Raw genomic sequence first — 25,306 nt, forward strand, 5'->3', positions numbered from 1 at the left:
AAAGAAAAGGAATGAGACAGGTGGCCAGTAATCAAAACTATCAGTTCACATTAACAATTAAACATACGGACTATATTGTCAGGGATCACCGGGTGCATGGCACCCGGATTATACCCGGTGTCACATTTTTAGATATGATATACCGTATGGCGCTGAGCAAAGGTTTGCCTATTGAAGAACTCGAGTGTCAGAATATTTTGTATTTGGAACCTGTAGCAACATCGGATACCTTTGACAGAGAAATCCGCATCCGTTTTCAGGGATTGGAACAGGGATGGGAAATTCAGGCGAAGAGCAGAAAAGTAAAAGATGACTGCATTCTGGATGAAAGCTGGGATGAGAATATGAACTGCAGGCTCATGCCGAAAATCCCGGAAAGCATGAGTTCAATCAATATTGATGAAATCAAACATGCCTCCGTCCGTGAAGCCGATATGGAGATATGTTATGACTATTTAAAAAAGGTTGATATAGAGCATTTTGAATTTATGAAGAGTCTGGGGAAGGTTTATGCGTCTGACCATTCTGTACTTGCAGAGTTGACGCTCAGCCAAATTGCCAATCAATATACCGGCTATTTTCAATTGCATCCCACTTTTCTTGATGCGTCTACCATCATATCGATCCTTTATCAGGCATGTCCCGAATATTTTACACAAGGATCTTCGGCAAGCCGGATGAAAACGTATATTCCCATTCATATTGAATCTTTCCGTATGACGAAGCGCCTGGAAGACAGGTGTTATGTGTACATAGAGAAGCAAGACCAAAATCATGATTCAGGGGATGTCATCCAAGTAAGTTACGGTTTGTACGATGCACACGGGGAGATGATCGCTTATTTTACGCGGCTGTCTGTGAAACATATCCGCTCAAAAGATTTAATTGAAAACCTGAAGCAGACTCGTTTGGAAACTGAAGCGGCTTCTCAGCCAAAAGACAGCCTGATCAGAAAAGATTCAATCATAAATCGAAGCGAAAGCATCGAGACACACCTTAAAGAATTAATATCCGGGGTTTCAAATATAGATCTGCGTGACATAAGGACAGACATTGGTTTTTATGAACAGGGCCTGGATTCAGCTTCTTTGCTTGCCATTGTCAAAGAACTTGAAAACAAAACAGGGGAACAGCTGTATCCTACACTCCTGTTTGAGCAGAAAACGATCCGGGAACTCGCCGCGTATATTAAAGAAAATCAAAAAATGTCCAGTTATTTCTTAACGCGAAATCTATCGGCTGAAAAGCCTGACTTGAAAGAAAGTAAGAACGAAAATCTTTCCGCTCTTATAACAGAAGGAGACATTCAGCAGCTGATCGCAGATATCAAAGGGACTGCTGCCCCTGAAACACTCTCTGTGGTAAAAGGTTTTTATGAACAAGGCCTCGATTCCGTAACACTTATGCAAGCCGTAAAGGCATTGGAAGAGAAAACAGGCAGGGAACTGTACCCTACTTTATTGTTTGAGTATCCGACGATTCAAAAACTTGCAAATTATTTTGCAGAGAGCGGCGAAAAGACTTCCGTTGACAAAGACCGCCCTCTTCATCATGGAGAGAATCATACGGCTCTGACCTATTTAACGCCGCATTGGAGACAAAAGGCTGCCGCTTGGGACCCGAATTGCGGAAATAAAAAGAAAAGAACATGCCTGCTGTTTCAATATGACAGAGAGCTTTTTCATTTTATGCGGGAAAATGCTGAAAATGGATTCGAAAATACACAGATCATTCTCGTTTTATCAGGGAATCGTTTCTCCTATCACGGAGACGGTGTTTATGAGATAGATCACAGGGAGGAAGCTCACTTTGACAGGCTTGCAGCTGATCTGAAAAAAAGGGGGCAAATGCCCGACACCGTGGTTTACGGGTGGCCGGAAGGGTCATTTGCCGGCCCGGAAAAAATAAGTGAACAGCTTTCTAAGGGGGCTTACCCGCTATTCTTTTTCAGCCGGGCATTGATGCGCAGCAAGGCGGAAAAAAAGGTTGTATCGCTTTTCCTTTATCCGGCGGATCATAAAAATGATCAGCCGCTTTATGCTTCAGTCCATGGCGCAGGGCAGTCTATTTTGCTTGAGAACCCGAAACTGGCCCTTAAGACAATCGGGATATCAGTTTCAGACAAGTCATCGTTGCCGGAACTTACAGCTGAAATCATCAGAGTCGAATCTACGGAAGCACATCCGGGAGAAACCGATCTTTATTATGAAGGAAATGTGCGCTGGGTCCGAGCCTTACGGGAAGCGGAACCGTCTCAAAACTCAGGTTTCTCCTTTAAAGAAAACGGAGTATACATGATTACAGGAGGGGCCGGCGGCTTAGGCCTTATATTTGCAGAACATATCGCAGCCCAAACGAAAGCCAATATTATTTTAGCGGGCCGTTCTGAACTTACGGAAGACAAAAAGAACAAAATCAGCCGAATGAAAGCAGGCGGTTCTTCGGTTCAATATATAAGAGGTGATTTTTCAGATAGCCGCGATGCAGAGCGAATCATAAAAACCATAAAAAGGCAATTCGGAGAAATCAACGGTGTGATACACAGTGCCGGTGTGACGCACGACGCTTTATTGATTCAAAAATCAAAAGATGAAATTCAGGAAGTGATCGCTCCGAAAATAAATGGGACGGTCTTATTGGACAGCTTGCTGCAAACCGAACCTTTGGACTTCTTTGTGATGTTTTCATCAAGCAGCTCGATGTACGGGAATATCGGACAGACGGATTACGCATTGGCCAACCGGTTCATTGATCTTTTCGCTGAGTGGCGTGAAGGAATGAGGCGGAAAAAAGAACGCTCCGGCGTCTCAGTAGCCATCGGCTGGCCGCTATGGGAAGACGGCGGCATGAAAGTGGATAAACAAACTGAAAAATGGATGAAACAAAAAATCGGTATGGTTCCCCTTAGTAAAACCAATGGGATCAAAGCTTTTCAAGATTCACTCTCTCTGAACGCATCACAGCTGATCGTGTTTGAAGGTGACAAAGAAAAATTAGAATCTGCACTTCAAGATACCTTCATAGAGGATGAAAACTGCAAGATCCAAATAAATGAGAAAGCTGATACAAGGCATGAGGACATTGCCATTATCGGATTAAGCGGGAAGTATCCGATGGCCGAAGACTTATCTCAATTTTGGGATAATTTAAAGAGCGGAAAAGATTGTATTACAGAAATCCCGCCTGACCGTTGGAATATGGATGATTTCTTCAGCGAAGACAGAGATATGAAAGGGAAGTCTTACAGCAAGTGGGGAGGTTTTATCAGCGGAGCCGATCAATTTGATCCGCTTTTCTTTCATATTTCCCCAAGGGAAGCAGAACTTATGGATCCCCAGGAAAGGCTCTTTTTAGAAACGGCCAAAAATTGTTTTGAAGACTCAGGGTACCCGAGAAACATGCTGGAAAAGATGAAAGTCGGTGTATTTGTCGGTGCAATGTGGGGCCAATATCAACTATTTGAAGGGGAAGAAAATGGAGCGGCTTTCTCGCCGGCGTCCGTCTATTCTTCAATTGCCAATCGGGTGTCTTATTATTTTCATTTAAAAGGTCCGAGTTTGGCTCTGGATACAATGTGCTCTTCATCACTGACCTCTATTCATTACGCATGCCAAAGCATACATTGCGGAGAGAGCGATATGGCATTAGCCGGCGGAGTGAATTTGTCAATACATCCGAATAAATATAAGTTCCTCAGCATGGGACAGTTTCTATCAAGTGACGGCAGATGCCGGAGTTTTGGAAAAGACGGAAGCGGTTATGTTCCCGGTGAGGGAGTCGGAGCCGTATTGTTAAAACCATTGAAAAAAGCAATAGAAGATCAAGATCAAATATACGGTGTGATTAAGGGAAGCGCCGTTAACCACGGAGGAAAGACGAGCGGATATTCCATACCGAATCCGGATGCGCAGGCGGAGGTCATTTCAGAAGCGCTTCGTAAAGCTGACATTGATCCGAACACCGTCAATTATATTGAAGCGCATGGAACAGGGACGTCATTAGGCGATCCGATTGAAATTCAAGGACTGAAAGATTCCTATCAATTGAACCATCCTTGCGCCATCGGTTCGGTGAAATCAAATATCGGACATTTAGAATCTGCGGCAGGAATCGCTGCGGTAACGAAAGTGCTTCTCCAAATGAAGAATAAGCAGCTTGTTCCTTCTCTGCACTCCGATATTGTTAATCCGTTTATAGATTTTGATCAGGTTCCTTTTCAAGTGCAGCGGAAAGCGGCTGAATGGAATATTCCGCAAAACAGCAATGCTGTTCATCCTTTGAGAGCCGGGGTAAGCGCTTTTGGGGCAGGAGGGACAAACGCGCATCTTATATTGGAAGCGTATGAGCCGCCAAAAGCTTTTGATCATCAAAGCGGCCGAGTGATCTTTGTTTTATCGGCTCAAGACAAACAACGGCTGATAAAATATGCAAAGGTTATGGCTAATTTTCTATCAGAAAATGAATCGAAGGATAACAATCATAAACTGCGTCTTCAGGATATTGCCTATACACTTCAGACGGGACGCGATCATATGGAAGAACGGCTGGCGATAGTGGCAGATTCCGGGCAGGTCATTGCTGAAGAGCTTTCAGCTTATATCAGGGGTGAAAAAAGCAGCTTGAGCCATACCGGTCATACATTCGAATCAGAAGTTCACAATGAAATGCCTCACGTTTGTTCAGATTACGCCGAAGCAGCATCCAAATGGGTAAATGGAAGAAAGATAGATTGGGAGACTTTTGAGGTGAATCGGAATGCTCGCAGGATTTCTATTCCGGGACAACCGCTGATCAAACAGCGGTATTGGATAGCGGAAAAAGGGGACGCACTTGTTTCAGCGGATGTGAGTAAGCCGGGTCACCCTTTCTTGGGGAGTAACACGTCCGATTTTAATCAGTTCAGTTTCACGAAAAAAATCAGCCGTAATCATCCGTTTGCACTAAGTCTGTCTGAAGGAAACGTGTCCTTTTTCCCTTATGCATCTTTGGCTGAAATGGCTATCGTCAATGCAGCGGAGGCATTTGGACAACCAGTTCATACATTAACTGATTTATTGTGGACCGAAAGCATGAACGGAATGACTGATATACGGGAACTGATGATTACGCTGACGCCTGAGCGCGACTTTGCGCGATTTGACATATATGCAAACACAAAAAATGAGAATAAAGTACGTCTTGCCAGGGGAAATGCGCATATTGTTAAGCCTGAAAGCGGTATGCTTCCTGAAGCGCTTGATATTGCTGAAGTCAAATCAGAAATGACTGAACATCCTGCTGAATCGCCTTTTGTCATTGAATCAGCGAAAAACAGTGACGGAATGCTGTCGTTTCATTCATTGCCGGATGAGCTTTATGCAAAAAGAGAGAATTTTACGATCTCTCCTGAAGCGCTTGAGTCCGCGATTCAAGCCAGTGCGTTTTTTGTCAGCGGAGAAACCTTCCCGGAATTGATCGGACTGGGAGCGGCGGATGTCTATCAGCCTCTCGCTCAAAATTTTTATGTCTATACTCAAAAAGAGAACCGGCAGAACAGCCGTGATGTAACGTGTCATATGACATTTACAGATGGAAACGGAAACATTCTGGCAGAGTGCAGAGATGTGAGATTCAGATATGGTCATGAAAAAGACACTGTTCAGACGGACGATGAACTCATTCGTCTCCTGCGTCAATTGGAAACCAATGATATTGATCAGAAGGCTGTATTGAAACAATTAATGGGGGAAGAATGATGAACGGAAAACGTGAACAAATCAGCGATATTCTTGATCTGATTCAAACAGGACAAATGTCGGCTGACGAAGGCTATGCCCGTGTGACATCCATTCAGAATCAAAAATCACGGGCATCGAACCATCCGCTTTTATATTACAAGCCGGAATGGACAGAATCGTTCATTCCGAGTAAGAAGAGCGTACCCTTGACGGGATTGCTCCTGATTTTTGCAGAAAATGAACGGCAAATACAAGAATTGAGCGGTTTGTTTAAGGGCTGTACTCTCTTGTTTGTCATCCGCGGAAAAGAATTTGCTGTTTTACATGATGATACGATTTGTATGAACCACGTGAAAAAACACGATTATCTAAAGCTGTTCCGATACATTCATGATCATTATCAGCTGCCCGAAAAGATTCTTCACTTGTGGTCTGATTCTCAGGCTGACATGAGTAAAGGAGGTATACAGAAACAATTGGAAAACGGATTGTTTTCTCTTCTGTATATTACACAGGCGCTGATTGAACTAAAATGGAAAAAGATAATAAAGCTGACGCATATTTTTCAAACAGAGAATAAAGAACAACTGCCGCTGCATCATGCGCTCGGCGGATTGGTGAAAACCGTTCACCAGGAACACCCCAATTTTCACTATCAGATTATCAATATCACGCAATCAGAGGGTGCGGGAGCCGCTCTTCCAGCAATAGCGGACATATATCAGAGAGAGTGTGACGAAAAACGGGATATCCATTTTGAAGTGCGCTATGAAAACGGCAGACGTTTTACGAAAAGCTATAATAAAGCCGGCTCATTCGATTTAACTCAGCCGCTGAAACATCATGGGAATTATCTGATTACAGGAGGCCTGGGCGGTCTCGGTTATATTCTGGCAAAACATCTGTCGGAAAAATGGAAAGCGAATCTCATATTAACGGGGCGTTCTGATTTAACTGAAGAGCAGGAGAAAAAGATCGAATATTTAAGAAGTTCAGGTTCAACAGTTGAATATATCCGATCTGATGTTTCAAAACAAAGTGATGCTGAATGGATATTTGCTTTTGCAAAAGAGCAGTTCGGCACCTTACATGGAGTATTTCACAGTGCCGGCGTACTCCGTGACTCTTTTATCTTAAGAAAGACAAAAGAAGAAATTGATCAAGTCACAGGTTCGAAAGTTTATGGCACGCTGTGGCTGGCGGAAGAAATTAAAAAAATGAAAGTTGAATTACTTGTCTTGTTTTCATCCACATCGGCAGTCTTCGGCTCAGCCGGCCAATGTGACTATGCTTTCGCCAATGCCTTTCTGGATCAGTATGCAGCAGTTATGACCGCAAAAGAGTCTGCCGAAAGGGTAGTGTCAGTCAATTGGCCGCTATGGACTTCCGGCGGGATGAATATTGACGATGAAGGAGTATCCTACATGAAACAGGAACTCGGTCTTGACCCGTTAGATGACAGTGACGGAATACAGGCTCTGGAGAACAGCTTGTGTCAATCATCTGAACAGCTGATTGCCCTGAAAGGCCGTAAAGAAAAGATTGAGGATGTGCTGAAGCGTGCCGGCACAATCAGCTTTCATTCAGAGCAGCAGGAAGATGCTGATTTGCAAAACGATGAATTAAGACAAAATATAATCAGTTATCTGAAAAATATAATGTCAGAGGAATTGAAATTACCGTTCTCACTCATAGATGAAAAACAATATCTGGAGAAATACGGCATTGATTCAGTGATGATCATGCGTCTGACCAAAAAGCTGGAGCAAAGTATCGGCAGATTGTCGAAAACATTATTTTTTGAATATCATTCAATATCGCAGTTAGCCGAATATTTCCTGAGTCATCACAGCGAACGAATGATGAAACTGCTGAACCCGGCCGGCAGATCTGAACTTGTTTCATATCAAAAAAAGCCAAAAAGAAAATCAGTGGAAACAAAAGCGCCGGTACGCTCTGAAGGAGAAGATTCAAAAGAGCACATTGCGGCCGATCCCTTTTCTGCTGATATAGCCATTATCGGTGTCAGCGGCAGATACCCGGGTGCGGAAAACATCAGGGAGTTCCAGAATGTGCTGATGAATGGACGGGATTGCGTAAGCGAAATTCCTGATGACCGGAAGGAAATGCTGGAGGGAAGCTGCTATAAGTGGGGAGGTTTTCTGGAAAATCCAGACCGGTTTGATCCTTTATTTTTCCGGATATCACCGAAAGAAGCGGCTTTTCTTGATCCTCAGGAACGCCTCTTTTTAGAGACAGTGTACAATACCATAGAGGATGCTGGTTATAAACCTTCAGATCTGACCCGCAAAAAGGTCGGAGTATTTGCAGGCGTCACATATGGAAGCTATCAATTTTTCGGCGTTGAAGAATCACTTAAAGGAAATGAACTGGCCGTCGGGTCTCCATTTTCTGCAATAGCAAACAGAATATCATATTTCTTTAACTTTAAGGGGCCGAGTATGGCGGTTGATACAATGTGTTCATCCTCTCTTAACGCCATTCACTTAGCCTGTGAAAGTATACGAAGAGGAGAAAGCACCCTTGCTGTTGCGGGCGGGGTCAATCTTACGCTTCATCCGAATAAATATACATTATTAAATCAAAGCCGCTTCTTTGCAAGTGATGGCCGGTGCCGTACATTCGGCGAGGGCGGTGACGGTTATGTACCGGGAGAAGGAGTGGGATCCGTACTTTTAAAGCCGGCGGCGGAAGCGGTAAGGGACGGAGATCATATTTATGCGCTGATTAAAGCGACAGCGGTCAATCACGGAGGGAGAACAAACGGTTTTACGGTTCCTAATCCGAATGGTCAGTCTGAACTGATACAGGACGCGCTTCAGAAAGCTTGTATTGACCCTCGTACAATTAGTTATATTGAAGCTCACGGAACGGGAACTTCTCTGGGAGACCCGATTGAGATCACCGGATTAACAAAAGCGTTTCGGGAATTTACGGAGCACACTCAATATTGTTCAATCGGTTCTGTCAAATCAAATATCGGCCATCTTGAGGCCGCAGCGGGAATTGCCGGTTTGACAAAGGTTCTTTTGCAAATGAAACTGAAAAAACTGTTTCCCTCCATACATGCGGAGACGTTGAATCCAAATATTGATTTTAAAGCATCTCCCTTTTATGTACAGCGGTCATTGCAAGACTGGAAGAAACCGAAACTGCAGGAAAACGGAAAAACAGTAACTGTTCCGAGAAGAGCGGGGATCAGCTCATTCGGAGCGGGAGGAACGAATGTTCATATCATTATAGAAGAATATGAAGAAACAAACGTCTCAACAGAACATGTTGAGAACGAACCGCATATTGTCCTGTTATCTGCCAAAGACAATGAACGTCTTCTTGAGTATGCCGAAAACATGAAAGATTTTATTCAACGTTCACTAAGTCCTGAAGTAAAGGATAAACAGCCTGATATGAAAGAAAAGGTGTATGAAGTACTCAAACCGTTTGTTTCGGAATTGCTTCATATCCATCCGGAAGAAATTAATATTGCTGATCACCTGAGTGAATTTGGCGTAGGGCCTTTGGAATTAAGCCGGATGGCGGATTTTATTAACGAAATGTTTCATATTGAACTCACGATGTATGAATTAACTGATTGCGCCTCCATTCAAGCGGTTACTGAATACTTATTGAAGGAATATGCCGGAGCGATAAGAAACATGTTCCCGAATGAAGTGATGGAAGCCGGCCAATCGGAAAGCGTCGTTTTACGGGATCTGGCATACACTACACAATCGGGCAGAGAAGCGATGGAGGCCAGAGCGGCGATTACCGGTACCTCTCTTAAAGAAATGAAAGATAAATTATTTGAGTTTTGCCGCGGTGACAAGCAAGTTCCAGGCGTATATGTTAATCAGCAATCAGCAGATGCATTCGCTGAAAAAATGAAGGCGTTAACGGAAGGCAGAGCAGGTGAATTGTTTGTAAAGACCATTATTGAGAACGGTGAAGCGGAAAAGCTGGCTCAATTATGGGTTTGGGGGGCGGATATCGACTGGAAATCCGTTCATCAACATTTACAGCAGCCGGGTAAACGGATCTCAATTCCGACTTATCCGTTTGCAAAAGAACGTTATTGGGTTCCGTCCAGGACTGAGAAGGCAGAGATCCCTCAGCATTCTTTTCAACATCATTTGCAAAAAAAATGGAGGGAGAATCCGTTTGTAAATCCATCCGAAACAAAAGAGTACGGACTGACAGTAGCATTTGTAAATCAAGACACAGAATCAATTGCCCGCACCATTTGTTCGGATATAGATCAGGAGAATCTGATTGTCATAAAACATCACTCTTCATTTATAAAACACTCTGATCAAATGTTTGAGTGTTCTTTATTAGATGAAAACCACGCATACGACGTTATCCGTGAGATCTTCTCGGGCGGTGAGCGGCAGGTCGAAAATATATTTGATTTCTCAGATGTCGGAAACCAGAGTGAAAATCAGAACGGCATCCCATATGGTAAATTCTTATTTATACAAGAAATAATTAAGCGGAGTAAAAAGGAAACACCATTATCCATTTTACAAATCACCAATGGCTTGCAGGTATTTAAAGCGGAAAAACCAAAGCTGACGGGGGCAGAATCAGCGGCTTTTCTGAAAGCCCTTTCTGCGGAATACGGCTTTGCTCATGTGAAAACAATAGATATAGACAGCATGAAAGAAACGCATGAGCTGAAACAAATCTTTGAGAATGAAAGGGCGCAATGTACCGGAGAGAATGAAGTATGCTACCGCAGCGGCGTCAGATATGTTCCGTATTTTGAAGAAGAAAGAATCCATACCGGCGGGCCTGTTTCATTTCCTGCGGATAAAGCCATCGTGATTACCGGCGGGACAGGGGGTATTGGCAGAGCAATAGCTGAAGATTTGGTGAAACGGGGAGTGAAAAAACTCGTGCTGACGGGGACGCGTCCATTACCTTTGCGAAGTGAATGGGATCATTTGCTGAAAGAGGGCAGACAGGACGAAAAGACAGTCAGCAATATCAAACTGTTTCAAAGTTTTGAAGAGAAAGGTGTCAACTATCTGTATTACAGCGGTTCTCTCACAAATGAAGAGAGGCTGCGTTCATTCTTTCACCAAGTAAGCATTGAATTTAAAGATATAAGCGGTGTCATACACTGTGCCGGACTGCACAGCGGCGGAAATCCGGCCTTTATTCATAAAAGAATGAGTGAATTTAAGACGGTGTACGGCCCGAAAGTCACTGGACTTCAGAATTTGGAGCGGATTTTTAATAATAGGCCGCTGGATTTCTTTATTCTATTTTCATCAATTGCTGCACAGTCACCCAAACTGTCGAAAGGAATGACTGATTATGCGTCTGCAAACGCATATATGGACTATTTCGCGGCTTATCATTTTCAAAAGGGGAGAACGTATTTCACGTCCATCAATTGGCCGAGCTGGAAAGAAGTCGGAATGGGTACTGTGACGAGTCCTTTATATGATGAATTGGGATTGGACTCTCTTTCCACACGGGAAGGACTGGCGGTTTTGTATCATGCACTGGAGAAAAAATCGGCCAATATCATTCCTATCGTGAAAAAAGGAACAGTGTTTCATGCAGACAGTCTCCTGAATATCAATAAAACCGGCAAGGCTTCATTTCCAGTGCGAAGACAGGAGACTCCCGACACTTTTGATCATTCAGAAGGGCTTGTCAGTGAACTTTCTGCCGTATTTGCCGAGGAATTGAGCATTCCCCTTGAAAAGCTTAACCCAAATACGGATTTTCAGGAATACGGTGTGGATTCTATACTACTTGTCAGCATTATACATCGTATAGAAGCAATGATTCAGAAAAAAATTGACCCTACTGTGCTTCTTGAACACAACACGATTCATGGTCTTGCGGAATATATCGGTAAGACGGCGCCGCCGTTGAAAAAACAAATCGAACAGACTGATTCTCAAAGCAGCAATCAGCATGATATGCAGTCTGTGACGAGCCGAAATACAGAACCGCAGACGGCTTCCTCTGCAAAGATAGCTGTTATCGGAATCGGATGTAAGTTCCCTGGAGCGGCTGATAAAGAGGAATTTTGGGACAATCTGAGAAAAGGGAAGAATCATATTAAAGAAGTACCTGATTCCCGGTGGAATATAGAAGAAAATTACTCTCCGGTGCAGCAAAAGGGAAAAAGCATCAGCAAATGGGGAGGATTTATCAATGGAATCGGCAGCTTCGATCCGGAGTATTTCCGCATGGAAGAGGAGAAAGCCATCCAAACGGACCCGCTGATAAGACATTTCTTAGAAACGAGTGTACAGACTGTACGGGATGCCGGTTATGAAGAAACAGAATTATCGGGAAAAAAAGTCGGCGTATTTGTCGGTTCCAGAATGGGCGGCTACGGTCACAAACTGCCGAAAGAAAGCAACAGCCACATCGTCGGGCTTAGTCAAAACTTTATTGCTTCACACGTGTCGCATTTCTTTAATTTTCACGGCCCAAGCATGGTTTCTGATACCGCTTGTTCTTCTTCATTAGTCAGCATTCATTTAGCCTGCCAAAGCATAAAAAACGGTGATTCAGAGATGGCGCTGGCAGGAGGGGCGGATCTGCTTTTGGATGAAATTCCTTACCTGATGTTAACAGAAGGAGGAGCTCTTTCGCCGGACGGTCAGTGTTTTACTTTTGATGAAAGGGCAAACGGCTTTGTACCCGGAGAGGGTTTTGGCGCTGTTCTGTTAAAACCGCTCGAGAAAGCGAAAGCGGACGGAGATCGGATATACGGTATCATTGAAGCATCAGCTATTAATAACGACGGTGCGACAATGGGAATTACGACCCCGAATCCTAAGCTTCAAGAGCAGGTTATTCAAGATGCATTTGAAAAAGCCGATATCACTCCCGGATCAGTCAGCTACGTCGAAACTCACGGCACAGGCACGATGATTGGAGATCCGATTGAGCTTCAGGCTCTGACAAAAGTATTCCGAAGAGACACAAACAAAACGCAATTTTGCGGAGTAGGAAGTGTAAAAACCAATATCGGACACTTATTAAGCGCTGCCGGAGCGGCAAGTTTCATTAAAGTGATTTTATCAATATGGCATAAGGAAATTCCGCCTACATTGAATTGTGAAACGCCAAATCCCCGCTTTGAATTTGAAAAGTCGCCTTTTTATCCGAATACAGAGCTGAGAAGCTGGAAGGATGGAAAACGGAGGGCGGGCATCAGCGCTTTCGGTTTTGGCGGAACAAACGCCCACCTTTTGGTAAGCGGCCTGGATGATTCATATCATTCCGTCAGAACTCCGCTGCCGCCTGCCGAGTTTGTCAGAAAAGAGTACTGGCCGGATTCAAATCGAAAAAAACAAATCAAACAGAATAAAAAACGGCTTCTTGAAATTATTGATGAAACAGAGTAGCACCTGCTCTGTTTCTTTACTTTGTAAAAGAAGAAAGGTTGTCGAGTTGCATGAGGTTCAGCGTATTAGTCAAACATGACGATTATATTGTTTCAGACCATGTCCTTCATCAAGTGCGTACGATACCCGGCGTAACGTATCTGGATTTAATAACACGATTTTTAGCTGAGAAAGGGATATCCCCCCGAAGTTTTGAAATCAAACATGTTTTATTCCGTGAACCTGTTGCGACGTCAGTCCATTTTGATAAAAAAGTCAGCTTCCAGTTTACGGAACAAGAAAACGGCTGGCTTGTTGAAACAACAAGCAGGAAATGGGTCGCTGAAAAGGCGGAAGGTGAAGCGTCAGTCAACTTGCAGGCGGAAATCATAAGAAAAAATGCGATAAACGAAAAGACAATTTCAATCGAAGAATTAAAGAAAGGAGCCGTCCGGACTTCGGATGCTGAATCCGCCTATCGTAATTTGCGCAGGGGCGGCCTGATTCATAAAGATTTTATGAAATTGGAAGGTACAGTATATGAAGGTGAAAATTATATTCTGGGAGAGGTCAGTTTAAGCGGACTTTCAAAAGAATATACAGATGACTTTTACATGCATCCCGCATTTTTGGATGGGTCTCTCAGCTTGTTGGGAATCCTTACATCAGACTTGCCGGATGAAGGAAAAAATGCGTTTATCCCTATATATATTGAGACATTCCGGGCACTGCATAAAACAACTGGGTCTTGTTTTGTGTATATTGATAAAAACAGTATAACGCAGCCGCCTTCTAAAGACATTTTATATGCGGACATAGAAGTATACAGGCCTGATGGAGAGCTTGCTTTTTATTATGAGCGATTCGGTGTGAAAAGAGTCAGAAATGAAAAATCAATACAAAGGCTGGAGCATTCCCAAAAAGCTAAAGAGGTTGGCAGCGCAACGAACAATAAAGAAATGATCAGAAATAATTTGATCCAAGAGATAGCCGGCATGATTGAAAAACCTGCTGAAACAGTGAAGAATGATATTTCCTTTTACGAGATGGGCTTGGATTCTAAACAATTATTAGACTTATCCAAAAAATTAGAACTGATGTTAGATACAAAGCTGTACCCGACTTTATTATTTGATTACTCCACAATCGGTGAATTGACGGAATATCTGCAGGAGAAATACGGAGCTGACATTACAGACTCTATCTCTGATACAGTTTTGCACCAAGACAGTCAAAAAACATTAACAGATGAGCTGTCATCCATTATTGGAGAGGTTACAAACACACCGCCAAATAAAGCGGACAAACACCAATCTTTTTACGAACTGGGTCTTGACTCAAAACAGCTGCTGCATATATCGAAAATGCTCGAGGAAAGATTGGATACACAATTGTATCCGACATTGCTTTTTGATTATAACAATATTCATGATTTAGCGGCTTATTTAGAAGAAAAATATGATGTGCGTAATACACCGGCTGCAGCTTTTAAAGAAAAAACGCAAACGAAAGAGCCGTCTGAAAAGCCGATGCTTGAATCTTTGTATTTACAAAAAGAATGGATTGAGTCGCCATTAAAGTCCGGAGAAGTGTCTAAGGAAAATACTTTGATTTTCGATTTCGACAGTTCATTGAGTGATGAAATCCGCAACTACACTGGCAGTGAAAATGTTATTTATGCGGAAGCCGCCGCTGAATATGAAATGGTAAATGAAAAGCATTATAAATTTAACCCGGAGCAGTCTGCTCATTACACCAGACTGTTAGATGATCTTAAAAAGTCCGGAGCGTTTCCGTCGTCAATCATTCATTACCTGTCAAAAAAAGCTTATACTGAAGCGGCGTTAGACCTGACTCACAGCTTTTATTCAATCCTTTATTTAAGTAAAGCTTTGATCCGTCAAAAAACAAAAGAAAACATCAACATTCTGTACGTACATGACAAGGATCAATATACAAATCCGGTTTACGCCGCGATTGCAGGCTTTTTTAAAACGCTGAATGCGGAGCAGCCGAATATAAAGTGTAAAACGGTTGAGATTTCTTCAAGACAAACCATTGAAAAAGCACCTTTGCTTCTCAATGAATTAAGTGCCGGACATCATCAGGCTGTGAAATATGACGGCGATCAAAAAAGGTGGGTGACAGCATATAGAGACGCTTCGCTGCAAACAGGACAAAAGGCCGCAAAGTTTGCAAAAAACGGGGTGTATCTCATCATCGGAGGGTTAAGCGGCATCGGCTGGATTATTTCAGCGTTTCTTTATGCAAATCACGGAGCCAGCGTTATCATTGCCGGGCGATCGAAAATGACAGCAGACATGGAAGAAAAATTAGACAGCATCCGATATGACGGGGCAAGCATTTCTTATATCCAGGCTGACATGTCAGATAAGCAGCAGGTCATCAAGTTAGCGGAAAAAATTCGTGCTGATTATTCCGAAATCAACGGGGTCATTTACAGTGCAGGCGTGTTAAAAGACTCTCTCATTATGAATAAAACAGACGCGGAAGCTCAAGCGGTGCTGCAATCAAAGGTCAATGGTGTGATTCATTTGGATGAAGCGCTCAGAGATATGCCTTTAGACTTTTTTGTTTTGTTTTCTTCCATCTCCTCAGAAATCGGAAGTCTGGGTCAAGCCGATTATGCCTACGCCAATCGTTTTCTGGAGCATTTTGCCGAGTGGAGGGAATGTATGAGAAAGGCGGGGGGAAGATCAGGAAAAACCATCGCTGTAAATTGGCCTTTCTGGAAAGACGGAGGCATGACAGTTGATCCCGGCATTCAAGATATTATGAAAAGGGAGTACGGACTTCACCCATTAGAAAATACTGCCGGAATCAAAGCTTTTGAACACTCGCTTCTCGGCCAAGGCCACCAGCTGATCGTGTTATACGGAGAAAAAGAAAAAATACAAAACGATTTCAAGCCGTTATCCGCCCGTTCAGCACCGCCTCTGGTAAGAGATTCAGCGATTGCAGCCGATTTTGATGCTTCGTCAGTCGTTACGGAAGGAGCTGAAAGTCCTTTCCGGATACTCGGCACAGCTTCCAATCGTCATCTCGACGATTATTTGCATTATTGGAGCAGACTGAAGAAAGGAGCCCTTCAGCACGATCAAAGCGATGCCGCAAAAAAACTCATCGCTTTTTACCAGACAGAAGAAACGGAAACCGTTCATTTTCTGGCAAACACAGAAAATGCCCGGCATATGGAGATATTGATGAGCGGTAAGGGCGAAACAATTTTACTGATTTGCGGTTTTGCTACCACTGCTTACATGTGGAAAGAACAAATGAAAGAGTGGGCAGATCAATTTAATGTAATTGTCATACACACACCGGGTTACGGGCTGAGTGAGGGGAGCGCCGATTTTACACTGAGCGGGCTGGCTCAGACTTTTATCGAAGTGCTGAACGAGATAGGGGTTGCGTGGCCGATCCACATTGCGGCAGCTTCTTGGGGAGGCATGATAGGGCAGAGGATAGCCTATGAATACCCTGAAAAAGTAAAAACACTCATTCTTTCCGGAAGTTACACCGAATACGAAGAAGACCCTGAAAGCAGTGTCGAGGAAAAACTGAAAAATGATTTTATAGCTATAGGAAAATCGCATGAATATGAAAGTTTATACAGTAATCAATTTTTAAATGCTTCTATTGAACGTTTTATGAAGATACATCAACAAGAAGGCTATTCTACGATCGGCTTTTTAAAAGACATTCATACAAGAACGCTTATCCTTACGGGTGAGAAGGAAAGCGTAGTTGATCAGAAAGAAACAAAAAGGCTGCAGAAACTGCTGAGCAATGCAGAATTAAAGAAAATTAAGGGAGCGGGGCATCTTCCGAACATCACACATCCGGAAGAATTTAATAAAGCGGTGTCAGAATTCATCAAGAAATCAGTAAGTAAAGGATGAAAACGATACATACAGTACAGGGGGAGAAAACAATGAAACAAACAATAAGCAATCCGGCATTTGATATGAAACAAATTAACGCTCTTAACAGCCATTATCAGACGATGATAGACAATGGAGATCTGCAATGTGCGAGTTATATGATGTCAAGAGGAGGTGAGGTTCTTGCAGCTGAGTCGTTAGGGGAATTTACCGGCGGACAAAACGAAAAGCAAACATTTCAGCTTGATACAATCAGAGAAATCGGTTCTTTGACAAAAGTGTTTACCGCTGTAGCCGTCATGCAGCTCGTCGAAAAAGGTTTGCTCGATCTGAAAATGCCGGTCAAGCTCATTTTGCCTGCGTTTGATAAACCGGGTTTCGGAGAAATTAAAATTTTGCACCTTTTGACTCATACGGCGGGATTAAGTTTTGAGCTGGATATTCAAAAGGCTGAAGGCATTGACTTAACGAATGAGGAAGAATGGATAAACTATCTGGTCAGTACGCCTTTGGAGTACGGAGTGGATGAAGCATGGAACTATTCCAGAACCGGTTTTGTTATACTTGGCATCATTATTTCAAAAGTAACAGGCGTATCCTACGAACAGTATGTAACAAAGCATATTATTGAAGCGCTCGGATTAGAAAGAACGTATTTTTATGTGCCTGATGCTTTAAAAGAAGAAGTTTGTGTGATCAATGAACACGAGTGCGTACAGCTGGAAAAAAGTCATCACCCGTATTTTCCGAATAAAGCGACAAGCGGTCTGTACTCTTCGTTGCGGGATATTTGGAAGTTGGCTGAAATGTTTAGAAATAAAGGCAGATTGAAAGATAAGAAGCTGCTTGGAAGAAAAACAGTCGAGGCCATGCTGAGAAATCAAATAAAGCCCGGTCTTCCTTTTTACTTCTTCGGAGCGCCCAGAGAGGAAGGCGGCTTTGGTTTAGGCGTTAATTTGTGGCCGGCCGGTGACCATTATTTCATGACAGAAGGCACCTTCTCACATCTTGGAATGGGTTGGTGCGGCATGTTTTCTGATCCAGCCGAAGATTTTACGTATGTATTTTTCACTCCGATTTCCGAGTTTCATCCTCATGCCGTGCTGACGCCGCTGAATATCGTGTGGGCGGGTATTGAATAATTAGACAAAAGCATCGTCTCGTCTGTTCGGCAGGCGGGACGATTGCTAACTGCCCGTTTTTATCCCGCGGCATCTTTTCAAAGCCCGCCCCTAAGTTAAATAACTTAATTTACTCTTTGTAATTTTTTTTAATTATAGTACAGTAGAGCATTTTTATAATACAGTTTAAAGTCTTTTATAGTACAGTTTGGCGCAATATGATCTTAAGTTTTATAAGCGGTTTCAAAATGAGGTTATAAATGATTGACGGCTTTGTTTAATTACTGTAAACTATGGTTGTTGATCATATTGTACTAATAAAAAATCTTTTTTTATTAGTACAGTTTAAACGTCATTATCTTTGCTTAAGCGCTATGTGAATTTCTGAATGATTAATTTTAGAATTGCAGAGCATGATAAGACTGTTTTTAATACGGATGGCTAAACGGTATCCTAACCCTGTTAAATCAAAAGAAGAGGTGGTTTAAAAAATGGCTGCAAAGACAAAAACTTCAATTGTTGATAGCAAAAAACAATTTGATGCTATTCATAAGCAGTTTGAAACGTTCCAAATTTTAAATGCTGAAGGAGAAGTCGTAAATAAAGACGCAATGCCTGATCTTTCAGATGATCAGTTAAAGGAATTAATGAGAAGAATGGTGTATATCCGCATTTTAGACCAGCGTTCAATTTCTCTTTCCCGTCAAGGACGTTTAGGTTTCTATGCACCGACAGCGGGCCAGGAAGCTTCTCAAATTGCATCACACTTCGCGCTTGAACAGGACGACTTTATCCTTCCGGGTTATCGTGACGTTCCTCAGCTGATTTGGCACGGGCTTCCTTTACATCAGGCATTCCTGTTCTCAAGAGGCCATTTTAAAGGTAATCAGATGCCTGAGGGAGTAAATGCTTTATCACCTCAAATTATTATCGGTGCTCAAATTATTCAAACCGCAGGTGTAGCTTTAGGTCTTAAAAAGCGCGGTAAAAAAGCGGTAGCTATTACTTACACTGGTGACGGCGGAGCTTCTCAAGGTGACTTCTATGAAGGAATGAACTTTGCCGGAGCATTTAAAGCGCCAGCGATCTTCGTTGTTCAGAATAACCGCTATGCGATTTCAACTCCTGTAGAAAAGCAATCATCCGCACAGACAATTGCCCAAAAAGCAGTTGCCGTCGGTATTACAGGTGTTCAAGTAGACGGAATGGATGCACTTGCCGTTTACGCTGCAACCGCAGAAGCACGCCAGCGCGCAATTAACGGTGAAGGTCCGACTCTGATCGAAACTCTTACATTCCGTTACGGACCTCATACAATGTCCGGTGACGATCCGACTAAATACCGTACGAAAGAAATAGAAAATGAATGGGAGCAAAAAGACCCGCTCGTACGTTTCCGCAAGTTCTTGGAAAACAAAGGACTATGGTCTGAAGAAGAAGAGAACAAAGTGATTGAACAGGCCAAAGAAGAAATCAAACAAGCTATCAAAAAGGCTGACGGCGAATCAAAACCGAAAGTAACAGAGCTGATTGAGAATATGTTTGAAGAGCCGACGTTCAACTTAAAAGAACAACTTGAAATTTACAAAGCGAAGGAGTCGAAGTAAGCCATGGCGCAAATGACAATGATTCAAGCGATCACTGATGCGTTACGCACAGAACTGAAAAACAATGAAAACGTTCTGCTTTTCGGGGAAGATGTAGGCGTTGCCGGAGGCGTATTCCGTGCAACTGAAGGCCTTCAAAAAGAATTCGGTGAGGACCGCGTATTTGACACGCCGCTTGCTGAATCCGGTATCGGTGGTCTCGCTCTCGGTTTAGGCCTGCAAGATTACCGTCCTGTTATGGAAATCCAATTCTTCGGATTCGTATATGAAGTAATGGATTCAATCTCAGGACAAATGGCTCGTCTCCGCTACCGTTCCGGCGGACGCTGGACTTCTCCGGTGACAATCCGTTCTCCATTCGGCGGAGGGGTTCATACACCTGAACTTCACGCTGACAGCTTGGAAGGCCTTATCGCTCAGCAGCCGGGTATTAAAGTTGTTATCCCTTCCACTCCTTACGATGCAAAAGGACTGCTGATTGCCTCTATCAGAGACAATGATCCGGTTGTTTTCTTAGAGCATATGAAACTTTACCGTTCTTTCCGTCAGGAAGTTCCTGAGGAGGAATACACAATCGAACTTGGCAAAGCTGATGTGAAACGCGAAGGTACTGACCTTTCTATCATCACATACGGCGCGATGGTTCATGAGTCGCTTAAGGCTGCTGAAGAGCTTGAAAAAGAAGGCGTTTCTGCTGAAGTTATCGACCTTCGCACTGTAAGTCCGCTTGATATTGATACGATTATTGCTTCTGTTGAAAAAACAGGCCGCGCAATTGTCGTGCAAGAAGCTCAAAAACAAGCCGGCATCGCTGCCAACGTTGTAGCTGAAATCAATGACCGCGCGATTCTGAGCCTGGAAGCTCCGGTTCTGCGTGTTGCGGCGCCTGATACAGTATTTCCTTTCTCGCTTGCTGAGAGCGTATGGCTTCCAAACCATAAAGACGTTCTTGAAACTGCGAAAAAAGTTCTTGAATTTTAATCAGGCATCATAAAAGACGGTAAAGAGAGTCCTTTTCTCTATATGAAGGAGTCTGTTTACTAGGTTCAATGCTTGCGAATGCATAACTAAAATTTGCTTAATCAACTAGGAGGTCGAAAACTGTGGCATTTGAATTTAAACTTCCGGATATCGGGGAAGGTATCCACGAAGGCGAAATCGTAAAATGGTTTGTTAAGCCGAACGACGAGGTAGAAGAAGACGATGTTCTGGCTGAAGTGCAAAATGATAAAGCAGTGGTAGAAATTCCTTCACCTGTTAAAGGAAAAGTATTAGAATTAAAAGTTGAAGAGGGAACAGTTGCAACTGTTGGACAAACGATTATTACGTTTGACGCACCTGGTTACGAAGATCTTCAATTTAAAGGAAGCCATGATTCAGGAGATGCGAAAACTGAAGCTCAAGTTCAGTCGTCTGCTGAAGCAGGGCAGGATATCGCTAAAGAAGAGACTCCTAAAGAGCCTGCAAAAGAAACTGGCGCAGGACAGCAGGACCAAGCGGAAGCTGATCCGAACAAACGCGTGATCGCGATGCCTTCCGTACGCAAATATGCCCGTGAAAAAGGCGTGGATATCCGTAAAGTAACAGGTTCAGGCAATAACGGACGTGTTGTAAAAGAAGATATCGACAGCTTTGCAAATGGAGGAGCGGCTCAAGAAGCGGCACCGCAAGAAACAGCTGCACCTCAGGAAACAGCTAAACCTGCAGCGGCTCAGGCCCCTGAAGGCGAATTCCCTGAAACACGCGAAAAAATGAGCGGTATCCGTAAAGCGATCGCGAAAGCAATGGTGAACTCTAAGCATACTGCACCGCACGTAACTCTTATGGATGAAGTTGACGTAACAAATCTTGTTGCTCACCGCAAACAGTTCAAACAAGTTGCTGCTGATCAAGGCATCAAGCTGACTTATCTGCCTTACGTCGTCAAAGCATTAACATCCGCTTTGAAAAAATTCCCTGTTTTAAACACATCTATTGATGATAAAACAGATGAAGTGATCCAAAAACATTACTTCAACATCGGAATTGCAGCGGATACCGAAAAAGGCCTGCTTGTGCCGGTAGTGAAAAATGCCGACCGTAAAGCCGTTTTCGAAATCTCTGATGAAATCAACAGCCTTGCTACAAAAGCGCGTGAAGGCAAGCTTGCACCTGCGGAAATGAAAGGCGCTTCTTGCACGATCACAAATATCGGTTCTGCCGGAGGCCAATGGTTCACACCGGTTATCAACCACCCAGAGGTTGCGATTCTCGGTATCGGCCGTATTGCTGAAAAAGCGATCGTCCGTGACGGTGAAATTGTAGCTGCTCCTGTCTTAGCTCTTTCTCTCAGCTTTGACCACCGTATGATTGACGGAGCAACTGCACAAAATGCGTTAAACCACATCAAGCGTTTACTGAACGATCCACAACTTATTTTAATGGAGGCGTAATGTTATGGTAGTAGGAGATTTCCCTATTGAAACAGATACTCTTGTGATTGGTGCGGGACCTGGCGGCTATGTAGCTGCCATCCGCGCTGCTCAGCTTGGACAAAAAGTAACAGTCGTTGAAAAAGCAACTCTTGGAGGCGTTTGTCTGAACGTCGGCTGTATTCCTTCAAAAGCGCTCATCAATGCAGGCCATCGTTACGAGAATGCAAAACATTCAGATGACATGGGAATCACTGCTGAGAACGTAACGGTTGACTTTACAAAAGTCCAAGAATGGAAAGCTTCTGTTGTAAATAAGCTTACCGGCGGTGTTGCAGGTCTTTTAAAAGGAAATAAAGTGGACGTTATAAAAGGGGAAGCTTATTTCGTAGACAGCAACTCTGTCCGCGTAATGGATGAGAACTCTGCGCAAACATACACATTTAAAAACGCAATCATTGCTACCGGTTCTCGCCCTATCGAATTGCCAAACTTCAAATATAGCGAACGCGTTCTGAACTCTACAGGCGCACTTGCGCTTAAAGAAATTCCGAAAAAGCTCGTTGTTATCGGCGGCGGATATATCGGTACTGAGCTTGGAACAGCGTATGCGAACTTCGGAACTGAATTGGTTATTTTAGAAGGCGGAGATGAAATTCTTCCTGGCTTCGAAAAACAAATGAGTTCTCTCGTTACCCGCAGACTGAAGAAAAAAGGCAACGTTGAAATCCATACAAGCGCTATGGCTAAAGGCGTTGAAGAAAGACCTGACGGCGTAACAGTTACATTCGAAGTAAAAGGCGAAGAAAAAACGGTTGATGCTGATTACGTATTAATCACTGTCGGACGCCGTCCGAACACTGACGAGCTCGGCCTTGAGCAAGTCGGTATCGAAATGACTGACCGCGGTGTCATTAAAACAGACAAGCAGTGCCGCACAAACGTACCGAACATTTACGCAATCGGTGACATCATTGACGGACCTCCATTGGCTCACAAAGCGTCTTACGAAGGTAAAATCGCTGCGGAAGCTATTTCAGGAGAGCCGGCTGAAATCGATTACCTCGGTATTCCGGCGGTTGTATTCTCTGAGCCTGAACTGGCTTCTGTCGGTTACACTGAAGCACAGGCGAAAGAAGAAGGCATTGAAGTCGTTGCAGCTAAGTTCCCGTTTGCAGCAAACGGACGTGCGCTGTCTCTTAACGAAACTGACGGCTTCATGAAGCTGATCACTCGTAAAGAAGACGGTCTTGTAATCGGTGCGCAAATTGCCGGCGCAAGCGCTTCTGACATGATTTCTGAATTGAGCCTGGCGATCGAAGGCGGAATGACTGCTGAAGATATCGCAATGACAATTCACGCTCACCCGACATTGGGCGAAATCACTATGGAAGCTGCCGAAGTAGCAATCGGAAGCCCGATCCATATCGTAAAATAATAATGTAACAAAGAAACAGCCCCCGTTTGTAAAAGCGGGGGCTGTTTTTATTGTGCAAGCACATGCTGCATAGGTTTGATGATATCCTCTTTTTTCTTTACGGATCCCTCAATCTTCATGACCACATGCCGATGATTGACAACCATCAGCGCAGGGAACGTGTTGATTTCCTCTTCCCATCCCTTTCTGTTGTCATAAACCTTCATTTGATCGACATGATGGGGATATTTCTTTTCTAAATCAAGGATCGCATCATAATAAGGCACTTCTTTATCTATATGATTTTCATCGGAAAAAAACAAGATTTGAGTGTGATGAATGCTGTCGATCCGGTTTTTTTTGAATGGACTGACAGTAGAAACCGAACAGCTTGACAGAACGAACAGCATCAAAAAAAAGGGAATCACCGTACGGTAGCGCATCTATCTTACTCCTCTGTTTTATATAATATATTGGTTCATCCATTTATAAGGACTATATCAAGTGTATCACGAGAGGTGAAAAACCTAAGGCTTGTTACTGAATTGTTATATAATTGAAACCGTTTTTAATGAAGAAATAATACGTGTGACAACTTGCGCAGCCGATGTGTAAAAAAGGCACATTGTTTTTCGTGAGAGCGCTGTTTTTTCGTTATACTGGGGGCAAAACCATATCAGGAGGGATTGTCATGTATAAAGCCGCTGCAGCCGTCGTATGTATGTGCTTACTCGCCGGCTGCCAATCAAATGAAAAAATGCAAACAAACAAACCCCATTCTCAAGCCGCGGCCAATCATGCCAAACGGGAAAACCACCATACAAAAGAGGAAAAACAGAAAAAACAGAAGGCGGAGCCTCGTTACTATATCAATCCTAAAACCTTTTCTGTGGAAAAAATGGATGAACAGAAAGAGAAAAAACCGATCGCATTGGTAACGATCGATGACGCGCCTGATCAGCATGCCGCTGAGATTGCGGACAAACTGCATGATCTCAATGCGTCAGCGATCTTTTTTGTAAACGGACATTTTTTGAAAAAAGATGAAAATAAGAAAGCGCTTAAGCATATTCATGAGTTAGGTTTTATGATCGGAAATCATACAATGACTCATCAAAACTTAAAAGATCTTTCCGAACAAAAACAACGGGAAGAAATCATTGGCGTCAATAAAGCGGTTGAAAAGGTAATAGGAGAGAAACCCGCATTTTTCAGGGCGCCTTTCGGAAGCAATACGGACTACAGTGACAGACTTATAAAAAAAGAAGGCATGGTGAAAATGAACTGGACCTTCGGGTATGATTGGGATCAGAAATATCAATCCAAAAAAGCGCTTACCGATATCACACTGAGCAGTCCTTATCTGCGGGACGGGGCCAACATATTGATGCATGACCGGAAATGGACGGCAGAAGCCATGCCGGACATTGTAAAAGGATTGCGTAATAAAGGATATACTGTGATTGACCCTCGAGCTATAAAAAGACCGTAAAAAATAAATGTGTTATACAATTTATCAGTTGACATATTAAATGTGACATAATAATATAATAACAACAAGTGAAAATTAAGCGTTTTCAAATTCTGAGAAATGGGGAATGACAGATGGGTACAATTGTTTGCCAAGACTGTAACGAAGCGATTCATTACTTTGAGGATGAGAAGGTCACGACGTTATACGGAACATGCTGCGGACAATGCCAGTGTCATCTTGAAGAAGAATAAAAAGCGTAAAAAGGCCCGAAACAA

At 43.2% G+C, this 25,306-nt stretch carries 11 protein-coding genes; 10 read left to right on the forward strand and 1 reads right to left on the reverse strand.

Going from position 1 to position 25,306, the window contains the following annotated elements; all coding sequences use genetic code 11:
* Positions 1-20 precede the first annotated feature (20 nt).
* The 8 genes from U2H13_RS07665 (at position 21) to lpdA (ending at position 23,578) form a co-directional block, all read left to right on the forward strand.
* Positions 21-5,735, forward strand: a complete 5,715-nt coding sequence (locus U2H13_RS07665) for an SDR family NAD(P)-dependent oxidoreductase (RefSeq protein WP_376700760.1) — start codon at positions 21-23, stop codon at positions 5,733-5,735.
* Positions 5,735-13,117, forward strand: coding sequence for an SDR family NAD(P)-dependent oxidoreductase (locus U2H13_RS07670; protein ID WP_376700808.1), 7,383 nt, complete (start codon positions 5,735-5,737; stop codon positions 13,115-13,117). The genes U2H13_RS07665 and U2H13_RS07670 overlap by 1 nt, the downstream gene beginning before the upstream one ends.
* A gap of 50 nt (positions 13,118-13,167) precedes the next feature.
* Positions 13,168-17,019, forward strand: a complete 3,852-nt coding sequence (locus U2H13_RS07675; RefSeq protein ID WP_233662260.1) for an alpha/beta fold hydrolase — start codon at positions 13,168-13,170, stop codon at positions 17,017-17,019.
* 32 nt (positions 17,020-17,051) lie between these two features.
* Complete coding sequence (locus tag U2H13_RS07680; protein ID WP_029973694.1) at positions 17,052-18,143, forward strand: serine hydrolase; 1,092 nt, start codon at positions 17,052-17,054, stop codon at positions 18,141-18,143.
* A gap of 470 nt (positions 18,144-18,613) precedes the next feature.
* Positions 18,614-19,729: a pyruvate dehydrogenase (acetyl-transferring) E1 component subunit alpha gene (pdhA, locus tag U2H13_RS07685; RefSeq protein ID WP_007611171.1), complete on the forward strand. Its 1,116-nt coding sequence runs from the start codon at positions 18,614-18,616 to the stop codon at positions 19,727-19,729.
* Between the two features lie 3 nt (positions 19,730-19,732).
* Entirely contained in the window at positions 19,733-20,710 is a 978-nt protein-coding gene (gene pdhB, locus U2H13_RS07690) for a pyruvate dehydrogenase complex E1 component subunit beta (protein ID WP_003154528.1), read from the forward strand.
* 122 nt (positions 20,711-20,832) lie between these two features.
* Complete coding sequence (pdhC, locus tag U2H13_RS07695) at positions 20,833-22,161, forward strand: pyruvate dehydrogenase complex dihydrolipoyllysine-residue acetyltransferase (protein ID WP_014417649.1); 1,329 nt, start codon at positions 20,833-20,835, stop codon at positions 22,159-22,161.
* Between the two features lie 4 nt (positions 22,162-22,165).
* The gene (gene lpdA / locus U2H13_RS07700; protein WP_007409663.1) at positions 22,166-23,578 is read left to right on the forward strand and encodes a dihydrolipoyl dehydrogenase; all 1,413 of its coding nucleotides are present in this window, start codon (positions 22,166-22,168) and stop codon (positions 23,576-23,578) included.
* Positions 23,579-23,625: 47 nt separating this feature from the next.
* Here the strand turns inward: lpdA and U2H13_RS07705 are convergent, their stop codons facing one another.
* On the reverse strand, positions 23,626-24,000 hold the full coding sequence (locus tag U2H13_RS07705; protein WP_017417707.1) for a hypothetical protein: 375 nt from the start codon (positions 23,998-24,000) through the stop codon (positions 23,626-23,628).
* A gap of 248 nt (positions 24,001-24,248) precedes the next feature.
* Here U2H13_RS07705 and U2H13_RS07710 point away from each other — a divergent pair, with 248 nt between their 5' ends.
* Both U2H13_RS07710 and U2H13_RS07715 read left to right on the forward strand, forming a co-directional pair.
* Positions 24,249-25,049, forward strand: a complete 801-nt coding sequence (locus U2H13_RS07710; protein ID WP_014417651.1) for a polysaccharide deacetylase family protein — start codon at positions 24,249-24,251, stop codon at positions 25,047-25,049.
* A gap of 113 nt (positions 25,050-25,162) precedes the next feature.
* Positions 25,163-25,282, forward strand: a complete 120-nt coding sequence (locus U2H13_RS07715; protein WP_003154518.1) for a GapA-binding peptide SR1P — start codon at positions 25,163-25,165, stop codon at positions 25,280-25,282.
* Positions 25,283-25,306 lie beyond the last annotated feature (24 nt).

Source organism: Bacillus sp. A1, assembly GCF_042296235.1.
Taxonomy (GTDB): Bacteria; Bacillota; Bacilli; order Bacillales; family Bacillaceae; genus Bacillus; species Bacillus velezensis.